The sequence below is a fragment of the Streptomyces caelestis genome (assembly GCF_014205255.1).
GTDB classification, from domain to species: Bacteria; Actinomycetota; Actinomycetes; order Streptomycetales; family Streptomycetaceae; genus Streptomyces; species Streptomyces caelestis.
The window spans coordinates 6,107,482-6,133,768 of record NZ_JACHNE010000001.1 but is presented as its reverse complement, the minus strand read 5'-3'; the positions used below and the strand labels follow the sequence as shown (position 1 = coordinate 6,133,768).

21 protein-coding genes and 1 pseudogene are annotated in these 26,287 nt (G+C 72.3%); 10 read left to right on the top strand and 12 right to left on the bottom strand.

Annotated features, from left to right (window positions below; genetic code table 11):
* Nucleotides 1–34 precede the first annotated feature (34 nt).
* Both HDA41_RS28225 and HDA41_RS28220 read right to left on the bottom strand, forming a co-directional pair.
* The gene (locus HDA41_RS28225) at nt 35–2,422 is read right to left on the bottom strand and encodes a polysaccharide lyase 8 family protein (protein WP_184988585.1); all 2,388 of its coding nucleotides are present in this window, start codon (nt 2,420–2,422) and stop codon (nt 35–37) included.
* A 93-nt stretch (nt 2,423–2,515) separates the two neighbouring features.
* Nucleotides 2,516–3,367, bottom strand: coding sequence for an SDR family NAD(P)-dependent oxidoreductase (locus HDA41_RS28220; protein ID WP_184988582.1), 852 nt, complete (start codon nt 3,365–3,367; stop codon nt 2,516–2,518).
* A 497-nt stretch (nt 3,368–3,864) separates the two neighbouring features.
* Here HDA41_RS28220 and HDA41_RS41605 point away from each other — a divergent pair.
* From HDA41_RS41605 to HDA41_RS28210, 3 genes and pseudogenes are all read left to right on the top strand, one after another.
* Nucleotides 3,865–4,162, top strand: a pseudogene (locus tag HDA41_RS41605) (hopanoid C-3 methylase HpnR); the annotation flags it as partial.
* A 277-nt stretch (nt 4,163–4,439) separates the two neighbouring features.
* Nucleotides 4,440–5,039 (top strand): YceI family protein, encoded by a 600-nt coding sequence (locus HDA41_RS28215; RefSeq protein ID WP_184988579.1) that lies wholly within the window; start codon nt 4,440–4,442, stop codon nt 5,037–5,039.
* A gap of 217 nt (nt 5,040–5,256) precedes the next feature.
* Nucleotides 5,257–6,042, top strand: a complete 786-nt coding sequence (locus HDA41_RS28210) for a S1 family peptidase (RefSeq protein ID WP_184988576.1) — start codon at nt 5,257–5,259, stop codon at nt 6,040–6,042.
* A gap of 127 nt (nt 6,043–6,169) precedes the next feature.
* On the opposite strand, the gene HDA41_RS28205 is transcribed toward HDA41_RS28210, so the two are convergent.
* A complete protein-coding gene (locus HDA41_RS28205; protein ID WP_184988573.1) occupies nt 6,170–6,742 on the bottom strand; it encodes a YdeI/OmpD-associated family protein in 573 nt (190 codons plus the stop codon).
* A gap of 39 nt (nt 6,743–6,781) precedes the next feature.
* Nucleotides 6,782–7,366: a TetR/AcrR family transcriptional regulator gene (locus tag HDA41_RS28200; protein WP_184988570.1), complete on the bottom strand. Its 585-nt coding sequence runs from the start codon at nt 7,364–7,366 to the stop codon at nt 6,782–6,784.
* A 72-nt stretch (nt 7,367–7,438) separates the two neighbouring features.
* On the opposite strand from HDA41_RS28200, the gene HDA41_RS28195 reads away from it, so the two are divergent.
* Together HDA41_RS28195 and HDA41_RS28190 are read left to right on the top strand one after the other, a co-directional pair.
* On the top strand, nt 7,439–8,386 hold the full coding sequence (locus HDA41_RS28195) for a DMT family transporter (RefSeq protein WP_184993793.1): 948 nt from the start codon (nt 7,439–7,441) through the stop codon (nt 8,384–8,386).
* 155 nt (nt 8,387–8,541) lie between these two features.
* Nucleotides 8,542–9,714 (top strand): Cmx/CmrA family chloramphenicol efflux MFS transporter, encoded by a 1,173-nt coding sequence (locus HDA41_RS28190; RefSeq protein ID WP_184988566.1) that lies wholly within the window; start codon nt 8,542–8,544, stop codon nt 9,712–9,714.
* A 585-nt stretch (nt 9,715–10,299) separates the two neighbouring features.
* Here HDA41_RS28190 and HDA41_RS28185 read toward each other — a convergent pair.
* Nucleotides 10,300–11,652, bottom strand: a complete 1,353-nt coding sequence (locus tag HDA41_RS28185; protein WP_184988563.1) for a hypothetical protein — start codon at nt 11,650–11,652, stop codon at nt 10,300–10,302.
* 172 nt (nt 11,653–11,824) lie between these two features.
* Complete coding sequence (gene cimA / locus HDA41_RS28180; RefSeq protein ID WP_184988560.1) at nt 11,825–13,429, bottom strand: citramalate synthase; 1,605 nt, start codon at nt 13,427–13,429, stop codon at nt 11,825–11,827.
* Nucleotides 13,430–13,906: 477 nt separating this feature from the next.
* Between cimA and HDA41_RS42780 the strand changes: the two genes are divergently transcribed.
* Entirely contained in the window at nt 13,907–14,404 is a 498-nt protein-coding gene (locus tag HDA41_RS42780; RefSeq protein ID WP_376706877.1) for a hypothetical protein, read from the top strand.
* A gap of 26 nt (nt 14,405–14,430) precedes the next feature.
* Here the strand turns inward: HDA41_RS42780 and HDA41_RS28170 are convergent, their stop codons facing one another.
* Nucleotides 14,431–15,519, bottom strand: coding sequence for a branched-chain amino acid aminotransferase (locus HDA41_RS28170; protein WP_184988557.1), 1,089 nt, complete (start codon nt 15,517–15,519; stop codon nt 14,431–14,433).
* A 242-nt stretch (nt 15,520–15,761) separates the two neighbouring features.
* Nucleotides 15,762–16,805, bottom strand: a complete 1,044-nt coding sequence (locus HDA41_RS28165; RefSeq protein ID WP_184988554.1) for a 3-isopropylmalate dehydrogenase — start codon at nt 16,803–16,805, stop codon at nt 15,762–15,764.
* A 153-nt stretch (nt 16,806–16,958) separates the two neighbouring features.
* On the opposite strand from HDA41_RS28165, the gene HDA41_RS28160 reads away from it, so the two are divergent.
* A complete protein-coding gene (locus HDA41_RS28160) occupies nt 16,959–18,527 on the top strand; it encodes a purple acid phosphatase family protein (RefSeq protein WP_184988551.1) in 1,569 nt (522 codons plus the stop codon).
* A gap of 71 nt (nt 18,528–18,598) precedes the next feature.
* On the opposite strand, the gene HDA41_RS41595 is transcribed toward HDA41_RS28160, so the two are convergent.
* From HDA41_RS41595 to HDA41_RS28145, 4 genes are all read right to left on the bottom strand, one after another.
* Nucleotides 18,599–18,730, bottom strand: coding sequence for a hypothetical protein (locus HDA41_RS41595; RefSeq protein WP_260423365.1), 132 nt, complete (start codon nt 18,728–18,730; stop codon nt 18,599–18,601).
* A 248-nt stretch (nt 18,731–18,978) separates the two neighbouring features.
* Nucleotides 18,979–19,533 carry a GNAT family N-acetyltransferase gene (locus tag HDA41_RS28155; RefSeq protein ID WP_184988548.1) on the bottom strand — a complete coding sequence of 185 codons (555 nt, stop codon included), beginning with the start codon at nt 19,531–19,533 and terminating at the stop codon, nt 18,979–18,981.
* A gap of 188 nt (nt 19,534–19,721) precedes the next feature.
* On the bottom strand, nt 19,722–21,353 hold the full coding sequence (gene pruA / locus HDA41_RS28150; RefSeq protein ID WP_184988545.1) for an L-glutamate gamma-semialdehyde dehydrogenase: 1,632 nt from the start codon (nt 21,351–21,353) through the stop codon (nt 19,722–19,724).
* Nucleotides 21,354–21,389: 36 nt separating this feature from the next.
* Complete coding sequence (locus HDA41_RS28145) at nt 21,390–22,316, bottom strand: proline dehydrogenase family protein (protein ID WP_184988543.1); 927 nt, start codon at nt 22,314–22,316, stop codon at nt 21,390–21,392.
* A gap of 190 nt (nt 22,317–22,506) precedes the next feature.
* Between HDA41_RS28145 and HDA41_RS28140 the strand changes: the two genes are divergently transcribed.
* The 3 genes from HDA41_RS28140 (at nt 22,507) to HDA41_RS28130 (ending at nt 26,271) form a co-directional block, all read left to right on the top strand.
* Nucleotides 22,507–24,192 (top strand): PucR family transcriptional regulator, encoded by a 1,686-nt coding sequence (locus tag HDA41_RS28140; RefSeq protein WP_230299667.1) that lies wholly within the window; start codon nt 22,507–22,509, stop codon nt 24,190–24,192.
* Nucleotides 24,193–24,213: 21 nt separating this feature from the next.
* Entirely contained in the window at nt 24,214–24,678 is a 465-nt protein-coding gene (locus HDA41_RS28135) for a phosphatase PAP2 family protein (RefSeq protein ID WP_184988537.1), read from the top strand.
* A gap of 99 nt (nt 24,679–24,777) precedes the next feature.
* Nucleotides 24,778–26,271, top strand: a complete 1,494-nt coding sequence (locus HDA41_RS28130) for an ABC transporter substrate-binding protein (RefSeq protein ID WP_184988534.1) — start codon at nt 24,778–24,780, stop codon at nt 26,269–26,271.
* Nucleotides 26,272–26,287: the final 16 nt, after the last annotated feature.

Here is a 26,287-nt window from a genome sequence, read left to right as displayed (position 1 = left end):
GGGGCGTGTGGCTTGTAGAGGTCGCACAAAGCCGTCAGCCGAGAGTCATCTCACAGACGTGGGTGGCGCATGCCTCCCCCGGAGTGACGCGCACGCGCAGTCGGCGGCCTGTGGAGAGTACTTCGACCGTCTCGTCGGCGTGGCCGACCCGGCGGACCGGGCGGTTCCAGATGATCTCCAGTGGTTCACCCGTGCGGGGCGGTTCGCTCACGCAGAGGGTAGCGGTACGGCCCCGGCGGACGGTCAGCACGCCGGCGCCGGCGGAGGCGGTGAGCGGGCCCGCCGTGCCGGCCTGCCAGAAGTTCGCGGCCGTGAGGCCGAGGGAGGGCACGCTGACCCCCTGGCGGCCGGCGTCGTTGGCGAGGACCGACATCCAGTGCCGGTCGGCGGCGCGGCGCGCGACCGCGCGGCGGGACGCGCCGGGCATGAGGAGGTAGCCGTAGGTGGCGTCCTCGGGGTCGGTGCCGTGGTCGAGCCAGAGGGTCTGCCAGCGGCGGGTGCGCCGCTCCGGCGTGCTGCCGGTGTTGATGTCGGACCAGGCTCCGGTGCGGTCCTCGCGCAGCGCTGTCGGCTCGCCGTCGAGCAGCACCCAGCCGCCGTGGTCCTCCAGATGGGCCCAGCCCGGGCCCCGTACGAAGGTCTGGGTGCCGGATTCGCCGAGGTTGCGGTTGTCGACGACCGTCTCCACCGGGACGCCGTCGGCGCAGCTGATCCCGGCACCCAGGCAGATCACCGCGTCCGCGACGCAGAACCAGGACTTGCGGGCCTGGAGGGTGGAGCCGAGGCCCTTGAGGTGCTGGCCGAGCGCCGCGTACTCCCCGTCGGTGGTGCCGCCGACCCAGCGCGCGTCCGGGCGGGCCGTGCCCCACTCGCCGCCTTCCCGGTCGGCGAGGCGCTTGGTGGAGACGGTGGTGCCGGGCAGGCGGTACCAGTCGACGGTCGGCCAGTACCAGTCCGTGTACTGGTCGCTCGCGCCGGCCCACCAGCTCACCATGCCGGCGCCGGTGTGCCAGCCGCGTGGGTTCTCGCCGTTGCCGCACTCGTAGTGCGCGATGCGGTCGCTGGCCATGGCGATGTTCACGGTGAAGGCGGGGCGGCGGTGGACGGCGCGGTCCATGGCGGCGAAGAGGCGGTGGCCGGTCGGCTCGGGTGCGGCCGGGAGGGGCGAGGCCGTGATCGCGTGCAGCCGGGCCAGGTCGGCGACGCCGAACTGGCGTGCCGTCAGGACCGGGGTGACCGTGTCCCGTTCGATCCAGCCCTTGATACGGGCGTGCCAGCGGTCTCGTTCCGCCGGGCTCGCGGCGGCCGCGAGGAGGGCGATGGCCGCGATGAGCTGCTGGCCGTGGAAGTGGTCGCTGCGCATGACCTCGCGGTCGTCGGCGGTGAGGCGACCGCGGCTGATGGCCCGGCCGTTGACGCTGTCCATGACCAGGCCGTCGTGGATGAGCGGTGCGTAGGCGTGCTCGACGCTGTCGAGGACGGTCTGCCGGTTGGGGTCGGTGACCTCCCAGTCGGATCCGGCGAGCAGGGCGAAGAGGCGGCCGAGGCCGTCGAGCATGACCTGGCCGTACGTGCCCGAGTAGGCGACCCAGGTGTGCTGCACGAAGGAGCCGTCGGCGTAGAGGCCGTCGCCCCGGGTGACGTACGGGAAGACCGGGGAGAGCGCGTCGCGGGCGAGGGAGATCTTGGCCGGGTCGCGGCCGAGGATGCCGCGCAGGGCGACGGAGCGGCACAGGTCGACGCGGTTGGCGCCGGTGGACGTGCCGGAGTAGTCGCCGAGGGCCGAGTCGGGGACGAAGTGGTCGACGGCGGCGCAGGCCGCGGTGACGCGGGTGCCGCCCAGCTGCTCGTACAGGGCGGCCGTGATGTCGGTGAGCAGGCGGGGGCTGCCGATCTGCCATTCCCACCAGTTGCCGTAGCGGGTGGTGGCGGGGTGGTAGACGGTGGCGGAGAGGTGGTCGAGGCCGCGCAGGATGCCGGCGAGGAGGTCGGGGTCGGCGGTCGAGCCGGTGCCCTGCTGGACGTAGGCCTGGGCCATGGTCCACAGGCGGCCGTAGCTCAGGGTGATGCCGGCCGGCGGGTCGAAGGGGTGGCCGGGCCAGAGGGAGCCCGCCGCCGGGGCCATGGTGGAGTGCAGGGCGCGGGCGAGTTCGCCGGTCTCCGCGAGGCGGGAGGCGTACGGCGGCGCGGCCGGGTCGTAGCCGGTGCCGAGAGCGATGCCGAGCCAGCGCCGGCGGAGGGTCTCGTACGGGTCGGCGCCGGGGTCCTGGGCGTCGGCGTCCCGCGTCCGCGCCACCGGCCCCGGCGTCGTGCCGCCGGTCGCCGCCAGGGCCGCGGCGGCGAGCAACAGGGCGCGGCGGCCGGGGCGGGGGGCGGACGCCTTGGCCGTACGGCGGAAGGAGACGCGGCGCTGGGGAGTCATGCCCATGCCCTACCACGGGGAGGCGGTCACCTGAACGAAAGGATCCGGCCGGAGTGACCGGAACGGCGGAACGGCCCGGAGTACGAGGCCGGGTCAGCCGAAGCGGTTCAGCAGGTGTCCGAACACCCTCGGGGCCAGGGTGCGGAGGCGGTCCGGGAGGGCCAGCCAGGCGGGGACGTACACCTGGTCGCGGTCCTCGCGTACGGCCTCCCAGACGGCGCCGGCGACGCAGCCGGGGGAGATCTTCCGGGAGTGGGGGCGGTCGTAGGGCCTGCCGCGGCGGGCGGAGAAGGCCGTGTCGACGGGACAGGCCACCACGAAGGTCACGCCCACGCCCGTGCCGCGCAGTTCCTGGCGCAGCGCCTCGGCGAAGGCGGCCAGAGCGGCCTTCGCGGCGGAGTACACCGCTTCCTCGCGTACCCCCACGCGGCCCGCGATCGAGCCGAGCAGCACCACCCGGCCCCGCCCGGCCGCGATCATGGAGGGGAGCACCTCACGCACGAGGTGGAGCGTGGCGTTGAGGTCCAGGGCCAGCACGCGGTCGATGTCGGTGTGCGGCATGGCGGCGAACGGGCCCGCCCAGCCGATGCCCGCCCCGGCGACCAGGACGTCGACCCGGCCGGTCGTGTGCAGCGCGGACTGGGCCAGCAGGCGCGGACCGTCCGGGGCGGCGAGGTCGGCGGGCAGCACGACGGCCGAGGTGCCGGACGCCGTCTGCTCCAGGCGGTGCCGGTCACGGCCGTTGAGGAGCAGCTGCCAGCCGTCCATGGCGAACCGCCGGGCCGTGGCCGCCCCGATGCCCGAGGAGGCCCCGGTGACGAGGGCCACGCGTCGGTCCAGCCGCCGCGGCGGCCCGTGCTCGGCCGCCGGGGAGGGGGCCGCGGGACGGCGTGGGGCGGCGCCCGCCGGTGGGTCGTGGGCCGAGCCGGAGCCGGTGAGTGTCATCGGTCGGTCTCCCTGCGCTGTCCGTCCGCCGTGGTCTCGGCTGTCTCCGTGGTTCCCGGGGAACGGAACCCCGTCTGCGTCCATGCCGGTCCCTTGAAACGGAACCTTGTCTTCCAGGACACCGCGACTGCGGGGTCCCGCGCCAGTGCTGAGGCCGTTCCGGCGGTCCTGGCTCACCCGGTCCGGCGGGCGCCGTGCCGTGGGCGGTCTGTGGGCCGGGCCCCCGCGCAAGGGATGTGACAGGACCACCCCTGCGTGCCGCCGGGTGCCGCCAGGCGGCGGTATGGGCGGCACCCGGGCCGGCCGCGCCGGTTTACGAAGGGGGCGCCCGTATCCCGTGCGGCCCATGACGAGGTGACCGTGCGTGTGCTGCTCGCCCATCCCAGCGCCCTGACGCACTCCGAGACCTTCCTGCGGCTGGAGCCCCTGGGCCTCGAACGGGTGGCGGGCGCGGCCCGCGAGGCCGGTCACGAGGCGCGGGCGTGGGCCTCGCCTTCGTCGACGACGTGGCCTTCATCCGGCCCGAGCACGGGGACGCCATCGCCTCGGGGGTGGAGCGGCGCGGCATCCGCAAGCGCTACTACCTGGAGATCCGCAGCGACGTCCTGCTGCGCCACCGACGAGCACGTCCGTGCCCTCCGGACAGCCCGCCGCCTCGGCGTCAAGGTCGCCGTCAACCTGATCGTGGATCCGTCCTGGGACGAGGAACCCTCCCGGGTGGTACGGGAGTTCGCACCGGCGGCGCCGCAGATCGTGCACTTCACGGCGATGACCCCGTGCCCCGGTACGGAGATGGTTCGACCAGGCCCACAACCCGCGCCGGCAGTTGGCCGACCACGGCCGGCCGGTGCGGGCGGTCGTTCCGGGAGGCGGGCGGCGCTCTCCGCGAAACGCGCCCGGCCCTTCACATGGCCGCCCGAGGTGCCGCTGCGCAGCAGCTCGGCCAGGCCACTCGCGCCGCGGACGCAATCGCGACACGCCCCGAATAATGTTGAACGTTGAACGGAATAGGTCTACGGTGGGCCGCGTTACATAGTTAAACGTTCAACATTCATCGCAGGAGGCGTACATCATGAGCATCTTCAGCCGCAACGACATCGAGACCGTCACGACCGGCGCCGTGACCCCGGACCTGGCCGCCCTGACCGGCGACTACACGATCGACCCCGCGCACTCGACGATCGGCTTCGTCGCCCGGCACGCCATGGTCACCAACGTCAAGGGCGGCTTCCAGGACTTCACGGGCGCGCTCCACCTCGACGGCACCGACCCGTCGCGGTCCACGGCCTCCCTGGACGTCGTGATGGACAGCATCGAGACGGGCAACGCCGACCGCGACGGGCACCTCAAGAGCGCGGACTTCTTCAAGGCGGACGAGTTCCCGACGATGACGTTCCGCTCCACGAAGGCGGAAGCCCTCGGCGGCGACGACTACCGCATCACCGGCGACCTGACGATCCTCGGCACGACCCGCCCCCTCACCATCGACCTCGAGTTCAACGGCGCGGCGAAGGACCCCTTCGGCAACGAGCGCGTCGGCTTCGAGGGCAAGGCGGAGATCCTGCGCTCCGCGTGGGGCCTGACCTGGAACGCCGCCCTGGAGACCGGCGGTGTCCTGGTCTCCGACAAGATCAGGCTCAGCTTCGACATCTCGGCGATCAGGAACGCGTGAGCCCGCGCGGCCGGCCCGGCGGCGTACCGCCGGGCCGGTCTGGCCGAATCGCACCCCTTGTGGACGGACCGGCGGCGTTCTCATAATCCAGCAGCAGATTCTTGACCAGTCCATGCCAGCACATGGACCTTTCTTTTTGCCTTGCTGCTGTCATGCGCCCGTCAATTTGATGCTTCGGTTGCACCCTCCCCAGTCAACCCCCACGGAAGGCATCACGTTGAAGAGACTCCTCACCGCCCTCAAGAGATGCGCGGCCCTCGGGGCCGCCGCGCTCGCGATCGCCAGCCTCCAGCCCGTCTCCGCCGCGCAGGCCGCCCCGTCGCCCGTCGTCGGCGGGACGCGGGCCGCGCAGGGCGAGTTCCCGTTCATGGTCCGGCTCTCCATGGGCTGCGGCGGCGCGCTCTACACCCAGCAGATCGTGCTCACGGCCGCGCACTGCGTGGGCGGTTCCGGCAACAACACCGGCATCACCGCCACCGCGGGGGTCGTCGACCTCCAGTCCACCAGCGGCCGGATCCAGGTCCGCTCCACCAAGGTGCTCCGCGCGCCCGGCTACAACGGCACCGGCAAGGACTGGGCGCTGATCAAGCTCGCCCAGCCCATCAACCTGCCGACCCTGAAGATCGCCACCACCGCGCAGCACAACACCGGCGACTTCACCGTCGCGGGCTGGGGCGCGAACCGCGAGGGCGGTTCCCAGCAGCGCTACCTGCTGAAGGCGACCGTGCCGTTCGTCGGCGACGCCGCCTGCAAGGCCTACGGCGGCCTCTACAGCGGCCTCGTCGCGAACGAGGAGATCTGCGCCGGCTTCGACGCGGGCGGTGTCGACACCTGCCAGGGCGACTCCGGCGGCCCCATGTTCCGCAAGGACAACGCCGGCGCCTGGATCCAGGTCGGCATCGTCAGTTGGGGTGAGGGCTGCGCCCGGCCCGAGGCCCCCGGCGTCTACACGGAGGTCTCGACGTTCGCCTCCGCCATCGCCTCGGCGGCGTCGACACTCTGACCCGCCCCACAGCTTGCGGGCCCGGTGCCGTACGGCGCCGGGCCCGTCCCCGTCTCATCGGGGTCCATGGGATCCCCCCGGGGGTCCTGGGGGGCCTCTGGGGGTCCCGTAGGAGTCATATGGGGTCCTATCGGCCCTTCCGGCCGGCCTCCAGCCTGGCGATCGCCGCCGCGACCTGCGCCGCCCGGCTCCGCGGGGTCCGGGCGCGCAGCACGCCGAGCATCGCCAGGTACCGGTCCGTCCGTCCGAGCGCCTCGAAGGCCGCCGCGGCCCGCGGGCTGCGCTCCAGTGCCGCCGCGAGGTCCTCCGGGACCTCGGCCTCCTGCTGGGACGCGTACGCCGCCTCCCACCGTCCGTCCGCCCGCGCCGCCGTCACCTCCGCGAGTCCGCCGGGCCGCATCCGCCCGGCGGCGGCCAGCTCCTCGACCCGCCGGACGTTGACCATGGACCAGAGACTGCCGGAGCGCCGCGGGGTGATCCTCTGGAGGTAGGACGACGCGTCGAGTCCCTTGCGCTGCCCGGTGATCCACCCGTGGCACAGCGCCACGTCGTTGACGTCGGCGGCGCTGACGGAGGGGATGCCCGACCCCTTCTTGGCGACCTTGACCCAGAGGCCGGGATGCGGGCCGGGGTGCGCCGTCAGCCAGGAGTCAAGGTCGGCGGCGGTCGCGAAGAAGAGCGGGTCTCCGGAGTCGGTCATGACACCACCGTAGGGAGCGAGTAGGACAGGTGCTGTCCGCTACGCGAGGAGCGCGCGTGCCTGTTCGCGGGCGTGGGCGACGGCGTCCGGGAAGATGCCCAGGCCGTGCGCGACGAGCGCGCCCTCGTGCAGCAGCATCAGCGCCCGGGCCAGGGCGTCGGCCCGCTCGGGGGCGATGTCCGAAGCGAGGCGGGTGAAGAGGGCGAGCATCCACTGCTTCTGCCCGGTGATGACCGGGTGGGCCGGGTGGGCGGGGTCGCTGATCTCCGCGTGGGCGTTGACCATGCTGCACCCCTTGGGGCTGAGCTCGGCGGCCCACGCGCGCGAGGCGTCGAAGACCGCCAGGACTCGCTCCCCCGGCTCCGGCCGGGCCGCGTCGAGGCGTTCGGCCAGGAAGGCCCGCCAGCGCTCGTCGCGGTCCGCGAGGTACTCCACGACGATCTGCTCCTTGGAGCCGAACCGGTCGTAGAGGGTCTTCTTCGTGACCCCGGCCTCGGCGGCGATGAGGTCGACTCCGACGGCGTGGATGCCGCGCTCGTAGAACAGCCGGGCGGCCGCGTCCAGGGCGCGACGGGCCGCGGGCGTCATCGTGATCCGGCGCGGGGTCTCGGCGGTGGTACCCATGACCCCGAGTATACCGATCTGTATAGTCGGCGGGGAACGGGTATACCGATCTGTCTACTGGTGGTGATGTTCGTGAACATCCTGCTCTCCGTCGCCTTCGTCCTCTGCTGGAGCTCCGGGTTCATCGGGGCCAAGCTCGGTGCGGGCAACGCGTCCGCGATCACGGTCCTGATGTGGCGGTTCCTGCCGCTGGCCGTCGTCCTCGTCGCCGTCGCCGTCGTCGCGCGCACGGCCTGGCGGGGGCTCACCGCCCGGGACGTGACCCGGCAGGCCGTCATCGGCGTGCTGTCGCAGAGCGGCTATCTGCTCAGCGTCTACTACGCCATCCAGCTCGGCGTCTCCAGTGGCACGACGGCCCTGATCGACGGTGTCCAGCCCCTCGTCGCCGGGGCCCTCGCGGGGCCGCTGCTGGGGCAGTACGTCTCGGGCCGGCAGTGGATCGGCCTGGGTCTGGGGCTGAGCGGCGTCGCCGTGGTCACCCTGGCCGACGCCGCGGCCGGGACCGGCGTGGCCTGGTGGGCGTACGTCGTCCCGCTGATCGGCATGCTGTCCCTGGTCGCGGCCACGTTCCTGGAGAGCCGGTCCCGCTCGCGGGTCGCTCCCTCGGTGTCGCTGACCGTCCACTGCGCCACCAGCGCCGTCCTCTTCTCCGTGCTCGCCCTGAGCACCGGATCCGCCGCGCCGCCCGCGGAGAGCGGGTTCTGGGTGGCCGTCGCCTGGCTCGTGGGTCTGTCCACGTTCGGCGGGTACGGGCTGTACTGGCTCATCCTGAAGCGCTCCGGGGTGACGAAGGTGAACACGCTGATGTTCCTCATGGCCCCGGTCACGGCCGTCTGGGGCGCGATGGTGTTCGGTGAGCCGTTCGGCGTGCAGACCGCTCTCGGCCTGGCCGTCTGCCTGGCGGCCGTGGTCGTCGTCCACCGCGGTGGGGGCCGGAAGGACCGGAAGGACACGGCTGTGACCGCCGCACGGGGCGAGCCGGAGGAAAAGCGGTGGCCCCGGGCCCCCGGGAGCGCCTAACGTGTCCGCCGTGTCCAGCCCCGAGGCGTCCAGAGTGCGGCCACCGGCTCTCCGGTGGCTGCTCGTGATGCCGGGCCGCTGAGCCCGCTCGCTCCGCTGCCGGAAGCCGTCCGACCTGTCGTGTCCGACGTCGACTTCGGGGTGCGGAATTTTTCATGCCGTTCGCTCTACTTCTGCTGGGCCTTGCCGTGTTCGCGCAAGGGACGTCCGAGTTCATGCTGTCCGGTCTGGTGCCGGACATCGCGCGGGATCTGGGGGTGTCCGTTCCCGCGGCGGGGGCGCTGACCTCCGCCTTCGCGGTGGGGATGGTGGTGGGGGCGCCGCTGGTGGCGGGCCTCGCGCGGCGCTGGCCGCGGCGGGGTGCGCTGCTGGCGTTCCTCGTCGTGTTTCTCGCCGTCCATGTCGCCGGTGCGCTCACCGGCAGTTTCGAGGTGTTGCTCGCCACGCGGGTCGTGGGGGCGCTCGCCAACGCCGGCTTCCTCGCCGTCGCTCTCGTGACCGCCGTGGACATGGTCCCGGCGGACGCGAAGGGGCGGGCCACGTCCATGCTGCTGGGCGGGGTGACGCTGGCCTGTGTGGCCGGCGTGCCCGCCGGGGCCCTGCTGGGCGGGCTGTGGGGCTGGCGTGCGGCGTTCTGGGCCGTGGCGCTGGTGTCGCTGCCCGCGCTGGCGGCGGTGGCGAGGTCGGTGCCGGGCGGTGCGGCCGGGGGTGCGCCGCCCGCGCTACGTGGTGAGCTGCGGTCGCTGCGCAGCCCTCGGCTGGTCGTCACGCTGCTGCTGGGCGCCCTGGTGAACGGCGCGACCTTCTGCACCTTCACCTATCTCGCGCCGCTGGTCACCGAGGTGACGGGGCTGGGCAGCGCCTGGGTCCCCGGAGTGCTCGCGCTGTTCGGGGCCGGGTCGTTCGCGGGGGTGACCGCAGCGGGGCGGATCGCCGACCGCCGCCCTGTACCCGTCCTGGCCTTCGGGGGCATCACCGTCTGCCTGGGCTGGTGCCTCCTGGCACTCGGGGCCGGGCACCCGGCCCTGGCACTCGGACTCGTCTTCGCCCAGGGGGCGCTGTCCTTCGGCGTCGGCTCCACGCTCATCTCCCAGGTGCTGTACGCGGCACCGGGCGCGCCCACGCTGGCCGGGGGTTTCGCCACGGCCGCGTTCAACGTGGGCGCCGCGCTGGGCCCTTGGGCCGGTGGCATGGCGATCGGCGCGGGGTTCGGGTACCGGTCGCCGGTGTGGGTCAGCGCGGCGCTGGTCGCACTGGCGGGCGTGGTGGCCGGGGTCGTGTGGCGGCAGCGGAAGCGGGTGCTGGACCGGGGCGGGGCCGGGCGCTGACGCCTGGTACGGGGGCGGATGCTGGACGGGGACTCGGGTAGGGACCGGCCACCGGCACCAGGGCCCGGGTGCCGGACCGGGGCGGGGCCGGGCGCTTACTCCCCGTCGGACGCCGGCGGCCTGGGCCAGGAAACGGCCGGGTGCGACCTCCGGCACGGAGGCCCAGGTCCTCGACCAGGACGCGCCCGGGCGCCGGCCTCTGGTCAAGGGCCAGGCCGAGGGCAGCGACCAGAGCCGGGTCCCGCTCGGGGGCCGGATCCTCGACCGGCACGCGGCCGGGCGGTTGACCCTGGTCGGATGCCCGGGGGCCTGAGCCGGGAAGGGGCCAGGCGCTGACCTCCCGCTCTGATGACGGGGGCTGCGGGCAGCGGCCGGGGCCGGACCTGCACGGGCCCGGGTCCTCAACCGGCAGGCAGCCGGGCGCCGACCTCCGGCGCGGGGCCCGGGTCCCCCAGCCGGGACGCGGCCGGGTGCCTACCCGGGGCCCTGGTCCCGGGCCCCGCGTCGCGCTCGGGCTGTTCGCTCGGAGGGAGGGCTCGGGCGTGTCGGTCGTGGGTCTCCGGGGGAGGGCGAACGGCACTCCCGTCAGAAGCCGCCCCCGAAGTCCCCTCCCCCGCCGAAGTCGCCGCCACCGAAGCCGCCGTCGCCGAAGCCGCCCCCGAAATCGCCCGTGTCGAAGTCCGCGCCGGAGACGTCGCCGCCCTCGTAGCCGCCGAAGTCGCCGTAGCCGGAGCCGTAGTCGGCCCCGTAGGCGGGGGTGGCCATCATGCTGCCGAGCATGGTGCCGATGAGGAGGCCGGGCAGGATGCCGCCGCCGAAGTAGCCGCCGGCCCAGGGGCCGTACGCCGGGCCGGCCTCCCAGTACGGGCGGCGGCCGTACTCGGTGTCGACCTCGCGGATCACCGGGTCGCGGCCCTCGGCGAGCCGGGTCCGGTCGGCCGCGCAGACGGGGACGTCACGCGTGGCACCGCCCGGCGGCGTCCAGCTCACGTCGGCGACCGAGGGGCCGTGGCGGGGGTCGAAGAAGCAGGGCGGGCGCCGCTCCGGCAGCGGGGCACGCTCGCGGCGGGCCACGAGCCGCGCCAGGGAGAACCGGCCGTCCTCCACGGCCCGCGTGACGGCCCGCACGTCCTCCGGTTTGGTCGCCGCCGCCATCAGGGACTTCGCCTGCTCGTAGGCGTCCAGGGCGTGCTCGTAGTCGGCGCGCATCGCATCGTCGGCGCCGGGTTCGCCGGGGTGGAAGTCGAGGCGGTCGAGTTCCTCGCCGAAGGCGGTGATGTCCTCGTCGACCACCACGCGCAGCTTCTCCAGCGCGGCCCGCTGCTCCTCCTCGTGGCGGCGGCGGTTGCGGCGGGCCAGCGCGTAGGCGCCCGCGCCACCGGCCGCGATCAGCGCGCCGACCGTGACCAGGCCGCCGACCGGCACGTCGGTACCCGAGCCGTCGCTCCAGCTGCTGGGGGCCGAGCCGCCCACGTTGCGCAGGGCGTCGTCGACGAAGTCGTTCAGCTGGGCCTTGACGTCACCCGCGTCGCGCACGGCCGTGACCAGGTTGGACACCGCCTGGGGGCTCATCACCGAGCTGTCCGCGCGGGCGTCGAACTCGTCTCCGAGGCGGATGCCGTACAGGCCGGTGACGCCGGTCTCGGTGCGGAGGTTCCGGAAGAGGTCCTGCGTGGGGAAGTCGGCCGGGAGCACCGCCACGAAGACGGGCTTGTCGGCGTCCTTGATCTTGTCGGCGAGCGCCTCGGCGTCCGACGCGGCCAGCTGCCCGGAGGCGGCCGGATCGACGTAGACCGGGTTCTCGCGTAGTTCCTCGGCGACCTTCGAGAGGTCGGTGGCCGCGTGCGCACCGGGCGCCCCGACCATCAGCGCCGCCAGTACGGCGACGACCGGCACGATCAGCAGACGTACGAGAGTACGCACCAGTGCGGCCTTCATATGTTCGAAGCTACCCGAATCGGCACAGAATCGACACAGAAAGGGATATCGGTCGGGCGCGGATTTCGCGGACGCCGCGCACGGACAGCACGGACAGCACGGACAGCACGGACAGCACGGACACAGACGATCGGCTGACGGCGACGGCGCGGAAAGCGCCGTCGCCACCCGCCTACTCGGCCGGGGTCACTCCCGCCCGCAGCAGCCCGTACGTGTACGCGTCCTCCAGGGCCTGCCAGCTCGCGGCGATGACGTTGTCGGCGACGCCCACCGTCGACCACTCGCCCGTGCCGTCGGACGTGGAGATCAGCACGCGCGTCGTCGAGTTGGTGCCGTGCTTGCCCTCCAGGATGCGGACCTTGTAGTCGACCAGTTCCAGTTTGGCGAGCTGGGGGTAGATCTTCTCCAGGCCCACGCGCAGGGCCCGGTCCAGCGCGTTGACCGGGCCGTTGCCCTCAGCCGTGGCGACGATGCGCTCGCCCTTGGCCCAGAGCTTGACCGTGGCCTCGTTGGCGTGGGAGCCGTCGGGGCGGTCCTCGACGATGGCGCGCCAGGACTCGATCTCGAAGTAGCGCAGCGGCTTGCCCTGGACCTCGGTGCGCAGAAGGATCTCGAAGCTGGCGTCCGCCGCCTCGTAGGTGTAGCCCCTGAGTTCGCGTTCCTTCACCCGCTCGACCACCCGGCCGACCAGCTCCCGGTCGCCGCCGAGGTCGATGCCGAGTTCCTTGCCCTTGAGCTCGATGGAGGCGCGGCCGGCCATGTCGGAGACCAGCATCCGCATGGTGTTGCCGACCTGCTCGGGGTCGATGTGCTGGTACAGGTCCGGGTCGACCTTGATGGCCGAGGCGTGCAGGCCGGCCTTGTGCGCGAAGGCCGAGACGCCGACGTAGGGCTGGTGCGTGGAGGGCGTGAGGTTGACGACCTCGGCGATGGCGTGCGAGATGCGGGTCATCTCGCGCAGGTGCCCCTCGGGCAGGACCCGCTTGCCGTACTTGAGCTCCAGGGCCGCCACGACCGGGAAGAGGTTGGCGTTGCCGACGCGTTCGCCGTAGCCGTTGGCGGTGCACTGGACGTGCGTCGCGCCCGCGTCGACGGCGGCCAGCGTGTTGGCCACCGCGCAGCCCGTGTCGTCCTGGGCGTGGATGCCGAGCCGGGCGCCCGTGTCGGCCAGGACCGTGGCGACGACCGCCTGGATCTGCGCCGGGAGCATGCCGCCGTTGGTGTCACAGAGGACCACCACGTCCGCTCCGGCCTGCGAGGCCGCACGGACGACCGACTTCGCGTACTCGGGGTTCGCGCGGTAGCCGTCGAAGAAGTGCTCGCAGTCGACGAAGACGCGGCGGCCCTGGTCCTTCAGGAACGACACCGTGTCGCGGACCATCGCCAGGTTCTCGTCCAGGGTCGTGCGCAGGGCGAGTTCGACATGGCGGTCGTGCGACTTGGCGACCAGCGTGATCACTGGCGCGCTGGATTCCAGGAGCGCTCTGACCTGCGGGTCCTCTGCGGCGGTGGTGCCGGCGCGGCGGGTGGAGCCGAACGCGACCAGCTGGGCGTACCGGAAGTCGATCTCCTGCTGGGCACGGGCGAAGAACTCGGTGTCCCGGGGGTTCGCGCCCGGCCAGCCGCCCTCGATGAAGCCCACGCCGAAGTCGTCCAGGTGCCGCGCGATGGCCAGCTTGTCCGCGACGGTGAGGTTGATGCCCTCCCGCTGGGCGCCGTCGCGCAGGGTGGTGTCGAAGACGTGGAAGGAATCGTCGAGTTCGCTGGGTGCGGTCATGGTGTCAAGGCTCCTGAGGATGGGATCTCGGTCGTACCGGAATGACCGGCTCCACCGCCCTCACATACTCCCTCGCGCTCTCGCCTCCGGCTGTGGGTGGGCCAGAAATGCGAAAAACCTCTCGCGGGTGCGAGAGGTCTGCGCGCGGGTCGAGGACGACGGTGTCCGCCCGTACCTGGTCGTACATGGCGGTCACTGCGGACCGGCGCGCCTGCTGCCAATAATCATGGCGAACGAGAGCACGGGGGCAGTCTGGCACAACCTCCGTGCTTCGCTCACGGGTGTCTCAGGATGCGGTCGGTCACCTCATGTGACGGACGTGGACGTGCGAGGTGTCGTACGTGTCGCCGGGCACGAGGTCGGGCGAGGACCTGCTGAAGGCGACCTGGCGGCCGTGCCGGTCGAGCACCCGGGGCGGACACGCTCTGATCGTTCGGGCCGCCCTCGGCGTCCGGGCCGGCCAGGACCGTGCGCCCGGTGCGCAGGTCACGTACGTACGCGCGCGTCGTACGGTCCGGGTCGCCCGGGTCGGCCGAGACGAACGCGAGGTACCGGCTGTCGGCGCTGAGCTGCGGGGAGGCGGTGAAGGCGGCCGGGTCGGCGGCGTCGATCCGGCGCAGCTCGCCCGTCCTCAGGTCACGGACGAAGGCGTGGTGGCCCTTGTTGGTGTCGCCCGGGGTCAGCTACGAGTCGGGGGAATTGCAGTCGATGACGTCCTTCGTGCTGCTGCGGACCGCGATCGGCACGCCCTGGGCGCTCATCACCCTCAGCGGCTTCGCCCGCTGCGGCCGGGTCTACGACGCGGACGCCCTCCAGGTGTTCAGTGGAGTGCAGCTACCTGCTGTCGGGGCCGGTGGGAGGGGTGGCGTATGCGCTGTCGGCCCCGGCGGCCGGGACGACGGGGTCCGGGGGCGAGGCAGCAAGCCCGGTTTCCTGCCGCACAGGCCGGAGGTCCGGGGGCGGAGCCCCCGGTGAGTCCGGCACCGACGCCGAGTACTGCCTCATCCCAGCTGGTGCATCCAGCCGTGCTTGTCCTCCGCCGTACCCCGCTGGATGTCGAGCAGGGCCTGGCGGAGACGGAGCGTGACCTCGCCCGGCTCACCGCCGCTCTGCTTCCACTCGGCCCCGGCCCGCTTCACCGTACCGACCGGCGTGATCACGGCAGCCGTACCGCAGGCGAACACCTCCGTGAGCGACCCGTTCTCCGAGTCCCGCTGCCACTGGTCGGCCGAGACCCGGCCCTCCTCGGCCTCGTAGCCGAGGTCACGGGCGACGGCGAGCAGGGAGTCGCGGGTGACGCCCTCCAGGATGGAGCCGGTGAGGGACGGTGTGACGATCTTGTTCCCGTACACGAAGTACAGGTTCATGCCGCCCAGCTCCTCGACCCACTTGTGCTCGACGGCATCGAGGTAGCAGACCTGGTCGCAGCCCTTGGTCGCGGCCTCGGCCTGCGCCAGCAGGGACGCCGCGTAGTTGCCGCCCGTCTTGGCGTCGCCCATGCCACCGGGGACGGCGCGGACACGGTCCTCGGAGACCCAGATGGAGACCGGCTTGACGCCGCCCGGGAAGTACGCGCCGGCCGGGGAGGCGATCACCAGGAACAGGTACTCGTTGGCCGGCTTCACGCCCAGACCGACCTCGGTCGCGATCATGAACGGGCGCAGATAGAGGGACTCCTCCCCGCCGTGCGCCGGCACCCACGCCTTGTCCTGCCTCACCAGGGCGTCACATGCCTCGATGAACGTCTCGACCGGCAGCTCGGGCATCGCCAGCCGCCGCGCGGAACGCTGGAAGCGCTCGGCGTTCTTCTCCGGGCGGAACGTGGCGACCGAGCCGTCGGGGCGGCGGTAGGCCTTCAGCCCCTCGAAGATCTCCTGCGCGTAGTGCAGGACCGTGGTGGCGGGGTCGAGGGAGATCGGCGCGTACGGCACGAGCTGGCCGTCGTGCCAGCCGCGGCCCTCCGTCCACTTGATCGTCACCATGTGGTCGGTGAAGTGGCGGCCGAACCCGGGGTCGGCCAGGATCGCCTCCCGTTCCGCGGCGGAGAGCGGGTTGGCGGACGGCTTGAGCTCGATCGTGGGCGTCGTCATGCGTTGAAGTCCTTCACCGGTTGTAGTGACGGGCCGCGCTCGGTACAGGTCTGATGGTGACCAGTGCTAGGACGTCCGAGCATTCCCTCGTTGCGCGGCCTCGCGTTCGATTATCGCCCGGGGGCGACGGAGGACGGAACGGGGTGAATGCGGCCCGGTGGTCGATGGTGACACCCGGCGGGAACATGCGGAAGCCGCCGGGCGCGGATGCGACCCGGCGGCTTGGGATAAGCAGCGGCGGGTCAGCCGGCTACTCGTACGGCGAGCGCGTCGCCGATCTCCGAGGTGGAGCGGGCGGGCTTGCCGGTGCGCTCCGACAGGTCGGCGGAGACCGCCTCGTCGATACGGGCGGCCTCGGCCTCGTAGCCGAGGTGGCGCAGGAGCAGGGCGACGGACAGCACCGTGGCGGTCGGGTCGGCCTTGCCCTGGCCGGCGATGTCCGGGGCCGAGCCGTGCACGGGCTCGAACATCGAGGGGAACTCTCCGGACGGGTTGATGTTGCCGGAGGCCGCCACGCCGATGCCGCCGGAGACGGCCGCGGCGAGGTCGGTGATGATGTCGCCGAAGAGGTTGTCGGTGACGATCACGTCGAAGCGCTCGGGCTGGGTCACCAGGTAGATGGTGGCCGCGTCGACGTGCATGTACTCGGTGGTGACCTCGGGGAACTCCTCGGCCACCTTGTTGAAGATGTTGGTCCACAGGTGACCCGCGAAGGTCAGCACGTTGTTCTTGTGGATCAGTGCCAGCTTCTTGCGCGGGCGGGCCTGGGCACGCGCGAAGGCGTCACGGACCACGCGCTCGACACCGAAGGCCGTGTTCACGGAGACCTCGGTGGCGACCTCGTGCTCGGTGCCCTTGCGGATCGTGCCGCCGTTGCCGGTGTACGGGCCCTCGGTGCCCTCGCGGACCACGACGAAGTCGATCTGCGGCTCGCCGGCCAGCGGGGTGGCGACACCCGGCAGGAGCTTCGACGGACGCAGGTTGACGTGGTGGTCGAAGGCGAAGCGCAGCTTCAGCAGGAAGCCGCGCTCCAGGACGCCGGACGGCACGCTCGGGTCGCCGATCGCGCCGAGCAGGATGGCGTCGTGCTTCTTCAGGGCGTCGAGGTCGGCGTCGGTGAGGGTCTCACCGGTGGCGTGGTAACGCTGGGCGCCGAAGTCGTACTCCCTGGTCTCCAGCTTCACATCCTGCGGAAGGACGGCGGAGAGGACCTTCAGGCCTTCGGCCACGACTTCCTGGCCGATGCCGTCACCGGGAATCACTGCGAGATTGATGCTGCGAGACATGCGGGCACCCTACTCCTCGTCCCATGGGATGACACAGGGTGTCCGTGATGCGGACAGGCGAACGGCACCCGCCCGGGGGACGCACTCGGCCGACGGTTTCCGTTCACCCGGACGTGGGGCGGACGTTGGCGTTCGCTGGGAAGTTGACCCGACATGGAGATCCCCCACTTCGGCATCCCGCCCGAGCTCGCGCGCCGGATGAGCATGGCGGAACAGCACGAGTACCTGCGCACGCGCCTGTCGCGGCGCCGCACGCTGGTGACGGCGGGTGCGGTCGCGGGCGGCCTGCTGACCGGCTGTTCCGGCTCCGGACCGGGCAGCGGTACGGCGACCAGGAGCCCGTCGCCGAGCACGTCGAAGGCGCCTGGCTCCTTCATCACCCCCTTCGGCCGTCATCTCGCCTTCGGCGCCGATCCGAAGACGCAGATGCGGATCTCCTGGCAGGTGCCGCTGGCGGTGCGCAGGCCGTACGTCCGGGTGGGCCTGCGCCCCGACGACCTCGGCCGCAGGATCGAGGCGGAGCTGCGCGACCTGCACACCCCGGAGCTGAAGGGCGTACGGCCGGCCGTCGAGCAGTACTACCTGCACGCGGCCCTGGACGGCCTGCGCCCGGACACGACGTACTACTACGGCGTCGGCCACGAGGGCTTCGACCCGGCGTCCCCGCGGCACCGGTCGTCCGTCACGTCCTTCCGCACGGCACCCGCGAGCGCGCCGGAGCGGTTCGTCTTCACCGCGTTCGGCGACCAGGGCGTCGGCGAGGAGGCGGCCCTCAACGACCGTCTGCTGCTGCGCCGGAGCCCCGCGTTCCACCTCCACGCCGGCGACATCTGCTACGCCGACCCGACCGGCAAGGGCAAGGAGTCGGACGTCTTCGACGCCGGGCAGTGGGACCGTTTCCTGAAGCAGACCGAGCCGGTGGCCAGGTCGGTGCCGTGGATGGTGACGACCGGCAACCACGACATGGAGGCCTGGTACTCGCCGGACGGCTACGGCGGCCAACTCGCCCGCTTCTCCCTGCCGGACAGCGGCTTCGACGCGCGCACGGCACCGGGGGTGTACGCCTTCACGTACGGCAACGTCGGCGTGGTCGCCCTGGACGCGAACGACGTGTCGTACGAGATCCCCGCCAACTTCGGCTACACGGAGGGGCGGCAGACCACCTGGCTGGACAAGAAGCTCGGCGAACTACGGGCGGACGCCTCGGTCGACTTCATCGTCGTCTTCTTCCACCACTGCGCCTACTCGACGTCCACGCACGCCTCCGACGGCGGGGTGCGCGCCGAGTGGCTGCCGCTGTTCGCCAGGCACCAGGTGGACCTGGTGATCAACGGGCACAACCACGTCTACGAGCGCACCGACGCCATCCGGAACGGCGAGGTGGGCAGGCCGGTGCCGGTCGGCGGGACGACGGATCCACGGCGGGACGGGATCGTGTACGTCACGGCGGGCGGCGGCGGCAAGGAGCTGTACGGCTTCCCCGACGGTGTGCGGGAGAGCTACGAGGGGAACACCGCCGACCGGGAGTCGGTCGACACGTTCCGGTGGACGAAGTCCCGGGACACCAGGGCCGAGTCGGTGCAGTGGTCGCGGGTGCGCTACCGGGGGTTCTCGTTCCTCTCGGTGGAGGCCGTGAGCGGCGCCGCGCCGAGGCTGAAGGTGTCGGCGCTGGCGTCGAGCGGTGAGCGGATCGACCATTTCGAGGTGCGGCGCGGGGCGTGAGCCCCGCACCGCGCCTCGTCGGGTGCGGCTCCCGGATCTGGGTGTTACGGCTCGGTGGCCGGTGGATGCGCTCAGTGACCGCTGGATCCGCCGTTGTCGCGGCGGTCGAGGGCGCGCTGGAGCGCCGCGGCGGCGTTCTTGCGGTCGGACTCGCTCGTACGGGAGACGTGACGGACTCGGCGGCTGACGGTCGTCTCGGCCATGGGAAATCGACTCCTTCGACAGCACGGAGTGCAAAGGGAGGGTTACGAGACGCCGGATGGGGCGGGGAGCGGGGCCGCAGGGGTTGCCTGCACGGGGCCCGGCTCACGACCGCCATTCGCTTGGTCGAGCGAGACGTTCGGCTCCTACAAAACTAAGGGAGTCCGGAGCGTCTGTCTCCACAATTACTCGGACTTCCTACTATCTGAGACGGTGGACTCTGTCACACCGCGCTGACCTGCGGTGATTCCTAGAGCACATCTCCGTCGCGCCAGTCGAAGAGCAGTTCCTGCGCGGGGTCGAGCGGGCCGGCGAGGGCGGGCCGGACGTAGGTGCTGTCCTCTTCCTCCGGCAGGCGGACGACACCGTCCCGCGGGCTGAGTGCGTGCACCTGGCCGCGCCAGAGCCGCCAGCCGCGGGAGGTGTAGAGCCGGGCGCCGTCGTCGCTGGCGGAGAGAGCGCCGAAGTCGTAGGCGCGGTCGACGACGCGTTCCAGTTCCGCCATGACCTGCCCGCCGAGGCCGGTGCGGCGGGCGTCGGCGCGTACGGCGACGTTCTCGACGTACCCGGCGCGCAGCCACCGGCCGCGGTGCCGCACCCGGCGCATCACGACGGCCCCGTGCGCGGCGAGCCCGGAGGCGTCGTGCACGAGGGCGTGCAAGCCTCCGAGGCCGTGGTCCCAGTCCTCGTCACTGAAGTCGCCGTCGAAGGCGGCGTCCAGCAGGGCCCGTACGGCGTCGAGTTCGGCGGGGCTGAGGTCGGCGGTGTGGGCGGTGCGCGCGCGGGTGGTCGTCCGGGAGGTCATCCGCCCAGTATGTGAGCGGGCCGGATGTCCCGGACACCGTCGACGATGAGCACGGGCACGTCCGGCGCCCGGCAGGCGGCGTCCGGGGCCGAGGTGCCGCAGACGCCGGCACAGCACCAGCGGCGTGCCGGACGGGGAAACGCCGACGGGCCGGGTCGTGCGACCCGGCCCGTCGGCGTGGCGAGGGCTCAGCCCATGTGCGGGTAGGTGTAGTCGGTCGGCGGGACCAGCGTCTCCTTGATGGCGCGGGTCAGGGTCCAGCGCATCAGGTTCTGCGGGGCGCCGGCCTTGTCGTTGGTGCCGGAGGCACGGCCGCCGCCGAAGGGCTGCTGGCCGACGACGGCACCGGTCGACTTGTCGTTGATGTAGAAGTTGCCGGCCGCGTAGCGGAGCCTGTCCGCCGTGTAGGCCGCCGCCGCGCGGTCGTTCGCGATCACCGAGCCGGTCAGGGCGTAGTCGGAGACGGACTCCATCTGCGTCAGCATCTCGTCGTACGCGTCGTCCTCGTAGACGTGCACGGCGATGACCGGGCCGAAGTACTCGGTGCGGAAGACCTCGTTCTCCGGGTCGGTGCACTCGATGACGGTCGGGCGGACGAACCAGCCCTCGGAGTCGTCGTAGGTGCCGCCCGCGACGATCGTGCAGGAGGGGTCCTCCTTGGCCCGGTCGATGGCGGCCTTGTTCTTGGCGAAGGCACGCTCGTCGATGACGGCGCCGATGAAGTTCGACAGGTCGGTGACGTCACCCATCCTGATGCCGTCGACCTCGGCGGCCCACTCCTCCTTGAAGCCGGAGTTCCAGATCGAGGCGGGGACGTACGCCCGGGAGGTGGCGCTGCACTTCTGGCCCTGGTACTCGAAGGCACCTCGGGTGAGCGCCGTCTTCAGGATCGCCGGGTCGGCCGACGGGTGGGCGACGAGGAAGTCCTTGCCGCCGGTCTCGCCGACCAGACGCGGGTAGGTGCGGTACTTCTCGATGTTGTTGCCGACCGTCTTCCACAGGTACTGGAAGGTCTTGGTCGAGCCGGTGAAGTGGATGCCGGCGAGGTCGCGGTGGACCAGGGCGACCTTGGAGACCTCGATGCCGTCGCCGGTGACGAGGTTGATGACGCCCTTGGGCAGGCCCGCCTCCTCCAGGAGCTGCATGAGCAGCACGGCGGCGTGGGTCTGCGTCGGGGACGGCTTCCAGACGACGACGTTGCCCATGAGGGCCGGGGCGGTCGGCAGGTTGCCCGCGATCGCGGTGAAGTTGAAGGGCGTGATCGCGTAGACGAAGCCCTCCAGCGGGCGGTGGTCCAGACGGTTCCACACACCCGGGGAGTTGGCCGGCGGCTGCTCGGCCAGGAGCTTGCGGGCGTAGGAGACGTTGAACCGCCAGAAGTCGATCAGTTCGCAGGGCGTGTCGATCTCGGCCTGCTGGGCGGTCTTGGACTGGCCGAGCATGGTGGAGGCGGCGAGCGTCTCGCGCCAGGGGCCGGACAGCAGCTCGGCGGCGCGCAGGATGATCGCCGCGCGGTCGTCGAAGGACATCGCACGCCAGGCGGGCGCGGCGGCCAGGGCCGCGTCGACGGCGTCCTGGGCGTCCTGCTGCGTGGCGTTGCGGTACGTGCCGAGCACGGCCTGGTGGTTGTGCGGCTGGACGACCTTGAAGGCCTCACCGCCGCCCATCCGCTTCTCGCCGCCGATGGTGCAGGGCAGGTCGACGGGGTTGTCGGCCAGCTCCTTCAGCCTGGCCTCCAGCCGGGCCCGCTCGGGCGAGCCGGGGGCGTAGCCGTGCACCGGCTCGTTGACGGGGGTGGGGACCTGGGTCACAGCGTCCATGTTTTCCGTAACTCCTTTGTGAGCGGTGTTCCGGGCTCAGCCCTTGGTGATCATGCTGCGCACGAAGAAGCGCAGGTTCGCCGGCTTCTCGGCCAGGCGCCGCATGAAATAGCCGTACCAGTCGGTGCCGTAGGCGGTGTACACCCGTACGCGGTACCCCTCGGCGGTCAGCCGCAGCTGCTCCTCGCCGCGGATGCCGTACAGCATCTGGAACTCGTACTCGTCGGGCTTGCGCCCGGCGTGCCGTCCGAGCTCCTGGGCGATGGCGATCAGGCGCGGGTCGTGGGACCCGATCATCGGGTACCCCTCACCGTCCATCAGCGTCCTCAGGACGCGGACGTACGCCTTGTCGATCTCGTGCTTGTCCTGGTACGCGACGGACGCGGGCTCCTTGTACGCCCCCTTGACCAGGCGGACGCGGCTGCCGTTCGCGGCGAGGCGGCGGGCGTCGGCCTCGGTGCGGAAGAGGTACGCCTGGATGACGCAGCCGGTCTGCGGGAAGTCCTTCCGCAGCTCCTCGTGGATGGCGAACATCGAGTCGAGGGTGGTGTGGTCCTCGGCGTCGAGGGTGACCGTCGTGCCGATCTCGGCGGCGGCCTCGACGACCGGGCGGACGTTGGCGAGGGCCATGTCGTGGCCGCCGTCCAGCGCCTGCCCGAACATCGACAGCTTCACCGACATCTCGGCGCGGGTGCCGAGCTCCAGCGGCTTCAGGCGGTCGATCAGCTCCAGGTAGGCGTCCCGTGCGGCGGCGGCCTGGGCGGGGTTGGTGATGTCCTCGCCGACGACGTCCATCGTCAGCTCCAGGCCCCGCCCGGTGAGCTTCCGGACGACCGGCACGACGTCGTCGACGTCCTCGCCCGCGATGAACCGGTCGACGACCTGTTTGGTCACCGGGGCCGCCGAGATCAGGCGTCGCATCCGGTCGCTGCGCGACGCGGCGAGAATCACGGGACCCAGCACGGGGCACCTCCAGAGCACAACCAACGGATGGCCGGAACCGGGGCGGACGACGCCTCGGGTACGACGCGGAGAACCACCGTGAAACCTAAGGATCCCTCCGATCGTCGGCCATCGACAGGTGTCACGCATCCGTGCCGCAGATCTCAGACAGATGTATGAAGGGTCCTGTGGAGTGCGGGACAATGCCCGGATGACGTCGGAACACAGGGGTGACTACGAGGAGCTGGTCGACGAGATCTCGGAGCTGCTCGGGGCGCCCGCGACGCTGGAGAACCGGGACTTCGAGCTGATCGCCTTCGGCGCGTACGACAGTGAGGGCGACCTCGATCCGTCGGCCCTGGACCCGGTGCGCACCCGCTCGATCCTCACGCGCCGCTCGACGGCGGCCGTCCGGGCGTGGTTCGAGGGCTTCGGCATCACGCGCGCGACCGGCCCGGTCCGTATCCCGCCGACACCGGAGGCCGGGGTGTACCGGGGCCGGATCTGCCTGCCCGTCCGCCACCGGGGCGTGGTCCACGGCTACGTCTGGCTGCTGGACGACGATCCCGGCCCGAGCGAACGCCAGCTGTCCGCCGCCATGCAGGTCACGGCCCGGATCGGCGCGCTGCTCGCGGACGAGGCCCAGCACGGTGCCGACCTCAGCCGCGAACTGCTTGCCGTCCTCACGGCCGACCGCGACTGGCAGCGCGACATGGCCATCGCGGAACTCCGCACCGCCCTCGGCCCCCGCGCCGACGGCCTCCACACGGTGCTCTGTGTCGCCCCCTGGCCCACGGCCGACCCCGACGACGCCCCGTCGGTCCGCACGATGCCAGGCGCGACAGCTCTGTGCACGCTGCCGTGGGGGGCTTCTTCCCAGTGTGTGGCCGTCCTGATCCGCCTGCGCTCCTCGGACGTACTGACTCCGGCGACGACGGCGGCAGCCCGCCTGCTGGAACGGGCGGGCGGAGGAAGCGGTCCGGGCTCCGCCGCCGTGCCGACCGCGACCGGCACGGCCTCGCGGGGGGCGACCGGCAGCGTTTCGGGCGGGGCAGTCGGCAACACCCCAGGCGGGGCGACCGGCAGCACCCCGGGCACAGCGACCGGCACCACCCCCAGCAGGGCGACCGGCAACCCTTCCGGCGCAGCGACCGGCAGCACCCCGGGCGGAACAACCGGCAGCACTTCGCGGGGAGCGAAGGGCAGCGCTTCGGGCGGGCCGGCTGCCGGCACTCCGTCGCCCGGAGCACCCGGAGCACCCGGAGCACCCGGAGCGATAGGAGCAGCCGGAGCAGCGGGAGCCCCCGGAGCGGCCGGCCCGCCCCCTCACGGACCGGCCGGCGGCCCCCGCAGCGCCACCGCCGGTGCCCGGGCCGGACAATCGGGGGCTTCTTCCCCCGGGCCGACCGGCACCGCCGCGTCCGGCCCGGCCGGCAGACCCCCGCGCGGAGCGGGCAGCCCCGCCGCCGGCATCGCGACGCCCCGCTCCGGCCTCGCCGAGCTCGGGACGGCCTGGCGGGAGGCCTCGGCAGCCGCACGGGCGGCGTCGGCCGAGCCCCGGCTGGGGCCCGTCGCCCAGTGGGCGTCGATCGGGCCGTTCCGGCTGCTCACCGCGCTGCCGCCGGAGGTGGCCCGCGACCCCGCGGTGCACGCCCTGCTCTTCCCCGTCCACCAGGAACTCGCCCGTACCGCCGAGGTGTACCTCGACTGCGCAGGCCAGGCCGCCCGGGCTGCCGCCGAACTGGGCATCCACCGCCAGACCCTGTACTACCGCCTGTCCCGGATCGAGAAGCTCACCGGTCTGGACCTGGACGACGGCGAGGACCGCCTGCTCCTGCACATGGCGTTGAAGGGGGCCCGGCTCGCACACGGTCAGGACATCGGGCCGTCCGGGTGAGTCCGTCGCCCGCAGGCCGGGATGAGGACGGACCCACGCGCCGCCGGACGCCGGGCCTGGTCACGGTTCTCGTGGTGTGCCATCGACTGGCGACCACGCCACCCGGCACGGATTCGACATCGCCGAGACGGCACGCTGTACGCGGCGGCCAACACGGCCCAGGCCGACGCCGTCATCACCGCCTGGGACGCCGATCTCCACTACGGCACCTGGCGGCCCGTCACCGCCGTCCGGGAGGCGGACACCGACGGCAACCCGACGACCCGGGCGGACCGCCACTGGGAGCCGCTGCTCGTCACCCCGTGTCCATCCCGACTGTCTCAGCGGCCACACCACTACCGCTACGCCCACGAGTACGAGCAGGACGTCCTCGACGCCCGCGTCCCTGGCGGGATCCACACCCGCACGGCCGACGAGGTGGGCAACGCCACCGGTCGCCGACTCGCCGTCTGGGCGCTGCGGACGTGCTTCCGCCCCGCCCCCTGAAATCGGCCACTTCAAAATCGGCCACTTCTGAAAACGATTGTCATCATGCTACGGTCATGGCGCGTTCAACCATTTACCAGGCCTTGACCGAGGTGTCCCGTGCGCGTCCCCGCTCGACTCATTCCCCTTGCCGCCGTCACCGCGGCCTCCGCCCTGCTCACCGGCTGCTTCTCCGGTGGGCAGTCGGCCACGGACGACTCCGGGGCGGGGGGCAAGCGCATACGCCTCGCCATGATGCAACCACCGCGCTCGGGCCTGTCCCCGCTGTCGGACGACGCCTTCAAGCTGTCGCGCTGGTCGACCGCGGAGACCCTGGTGAAGCTGGACGCGGACGGTGACGCCGAGCCCGCGCTGGCCACCGAGTGGGCCCAGTCCGGCCGGAACTGGACCTTCACCCTGCGCGACGGCGTCACCTTCCACGACGGCACGAAGCTCACCGCCGAAACCGTCGTCAACTCCCTCACCAAGGCCGCCGCCGCCTCGCCCAAGCCCCGCATCCTCGACGGCGTGGACCTGACCGCGAAGGCCGACGGCGACAAGGTCATCGTCACCACCGCCACCGAGGACCCCCTGGTCCCGCAGCGGCTCAGCTCCCCGCAGCTGTCGATCCTGGCCGCCAAGGCCTACGAGGGGAAGACCGTCAGCCCCGTCGGCGCGGGCACCGGCCCCTTCGAGCTGACGAAGGTCAACGGCACCTCCTCCGCCGCCCTCGACCGCTACGACGGCTACTGGGGGAAGAAGGCCAAGGCCCCCGGCATCGACGTGCGGTTCGTGCCGGACGGCACCGCCCGCGCCGCGGCCCTGCGCAGCGGCGAGGCCGACATCGTCGAGGCGGTGCCGGTGTCGCAGGCCGCCGTCCTCGACCAGGACCTGATCACCGAGGTCCCGATGCCGCGCACCAACACCTTGTACCTCAACACCGAGAAGGGGGCCTTCAAGGACGCCGCGGTGCGGGCGGCGGCCCGCGAGGCGATCGACGCGGAGTCGATCGTGAAGGGCGTGTACGAGGGGCGCGCCGACGTCGCCGAGGGCCTGCTCGGTCCCGCCCTGCCCTGGGCGGCCGAGCTGCGCAAGCCGGTGCAGCGGGCCAAGGCCGGCGACCCGGCCGGCAAGACGGTCACCATCGGCACCTTCACCGACCGCGCCGAGCTGCCCGAGGTCGCCGCCGCGCTGCAGCAGCAGCTGCAGAAGGCCGGGTTCAAGGTGAAGCTCGACGTCCGCGAGTACGCCAACATCGAGTCCGACGCGCTGGCGGGCCGGTTCGACGCGTTCATCCTCTCCCGCGCCACCGTCCTCGACTCCGGCGACCCGGCCGCCTACCTCTACAGCGACTTCGCCTCCGGCGGCTCCTTCAACATCGCCCAGCTCGCGGACCCGGCCGTGGACAAGGCCCTGCAGAAGGCCGGTGAGACGCCGACCGGCGACGCCCGGCGCAAGGCGGTCATCGCCGCCGAGGCCGCCGTACTCGGCACCGACGCGGCCGTGCCCATGCTGCACGAGCGCGTGATCCAGGGCGACGCCGCCGGCGTGACCGACGCCGCCCACGACCCGCGCGAGCGGGAGCTGGTCACGGCGGACACCTACGTCAAGTGAGGGCCCGTATACGGAG

What these genes read in the sequence shown, in the direction of transcription:
- HDA41_RS28225 (WP_184988585.1), bottom strand. Translation starts at nt 2,422, where the DNA reads ATGACTCCCCAGCGCCGCGTCTCCTTCCGCCGTACGGCCAAGGCGTCC.
- HDA41_RS28220 (WP_184988582.1), bottom strand. Translation starts at nt 3,367, where the DNA reads ATGACACTCACCGGCTCCGGCTCGGCCCACGACCCACCGGCGGGCGCC.
- HDA41_RS28215 (WP_184988579.1), top strand. Translation starts at nt 4,440, where the DNA reads ATGAGCATCTTCAGCCGCAACGACATCGAGACCGTCACGACCGGCGCC.
- HDA41_RS28205 (WP_184988573.1), bottom strand. Translation starts at nt 6,742, where the DNA reads ATGACCGACTCCGGAGACCCGCTCTTCTTCGCGACCGCCGCCGACCTT.
- HDA41_RS28200 (WP_184988570.1), bottom strand. Translation starts at nt 7,366, where the DNA reads ATGGGTACCACCGCCGAGACCCCGCGCCGGATCACGATGACGCCCGCG.
- HDA41_RS28190 (WP_184988566.1), top strand. Translation starts at nt 8,542, where the DNA reads ATGCCGTTCGCTCTACTTCTGCTGGGCCTTGCCGTGTTCGCGCAAGGG.
- HDA41_RS28185 (WP_184988563.1), bottom strand. Translation starts at nt 11,652, where the DNA reads ATGAAGGCCGCACTGGTGCGTACTCTCGTACGTCTGCTGATCGTGCCG.
- cimA (WP_184988560.1), bottom strand. Translation starts at nt 13,429, where the DNA reads ATGACCGCACCCAGCGAACTCGACGATTCCTTCCACGTCTTCGACACC.
- HDA41_RS28170 (WP_184988557.1), bottom strand. Translation starts at nt 15,519, where the DNA reads ATGACGACGCCCACGATCGAGCTCAAGCCGTCCGCCAACCCGCTCTCC.
- HDA41_RS28165 (WP_184988554.1), bottom strand. Translation starts at nt 16,805, where the DNA reads ATGTCTCGCAGCATCAATCTCGCAGTGATTCCCGGTGACGGCATCGGC.
- HDA41_RS28160 (WP_184988551.1), top strand. Translation starts at nt 16,959, where the DNA reads ATGGAGATCCCCCACTTCGGCATCCCGCCCGAGCTCGCGCGCCGGATG.
- HDA41_RS41595 (WP_260423365.1), bottom strand. Translation starts at nt 18,730, where the DNA reads ATGGCCGAGACGACCGTCAGCCGCCGAGTCCGTCACGTCTCCCGTACG.
- HDA41_RS28155 (WP_184988548.1), bottom strand. Translation starts at nt 19,533, where the DNA reads ATGACCTCCCGGACGACCACCCGCGCGCGCACCGCCCACACCGCCGAC.
- pruA (WP_184988545.1), bottom strand. Translation starts at nt 21,353, where the DNA reads ATGGACGCTGTGACCCAGGTCCCCACCCCCGTCAACGAGCCGGTGCAC.
- HDA41_RS28140 (WP_230299667.1), top strand. Translation starts at nt 22,507, where the DNA reads ATGACGTCGGAACACAGGGGTGACTACGAGGAGCTGGTCGACGAGATC.
- HDA41_RS28135 (WP_184988537.1), top strand. Translation starts at nt 24,214, where the DNA reads ATGAGGACGGACCCACGCGCCGCCGGACGCCGGGCCTGGTCACGGTTC.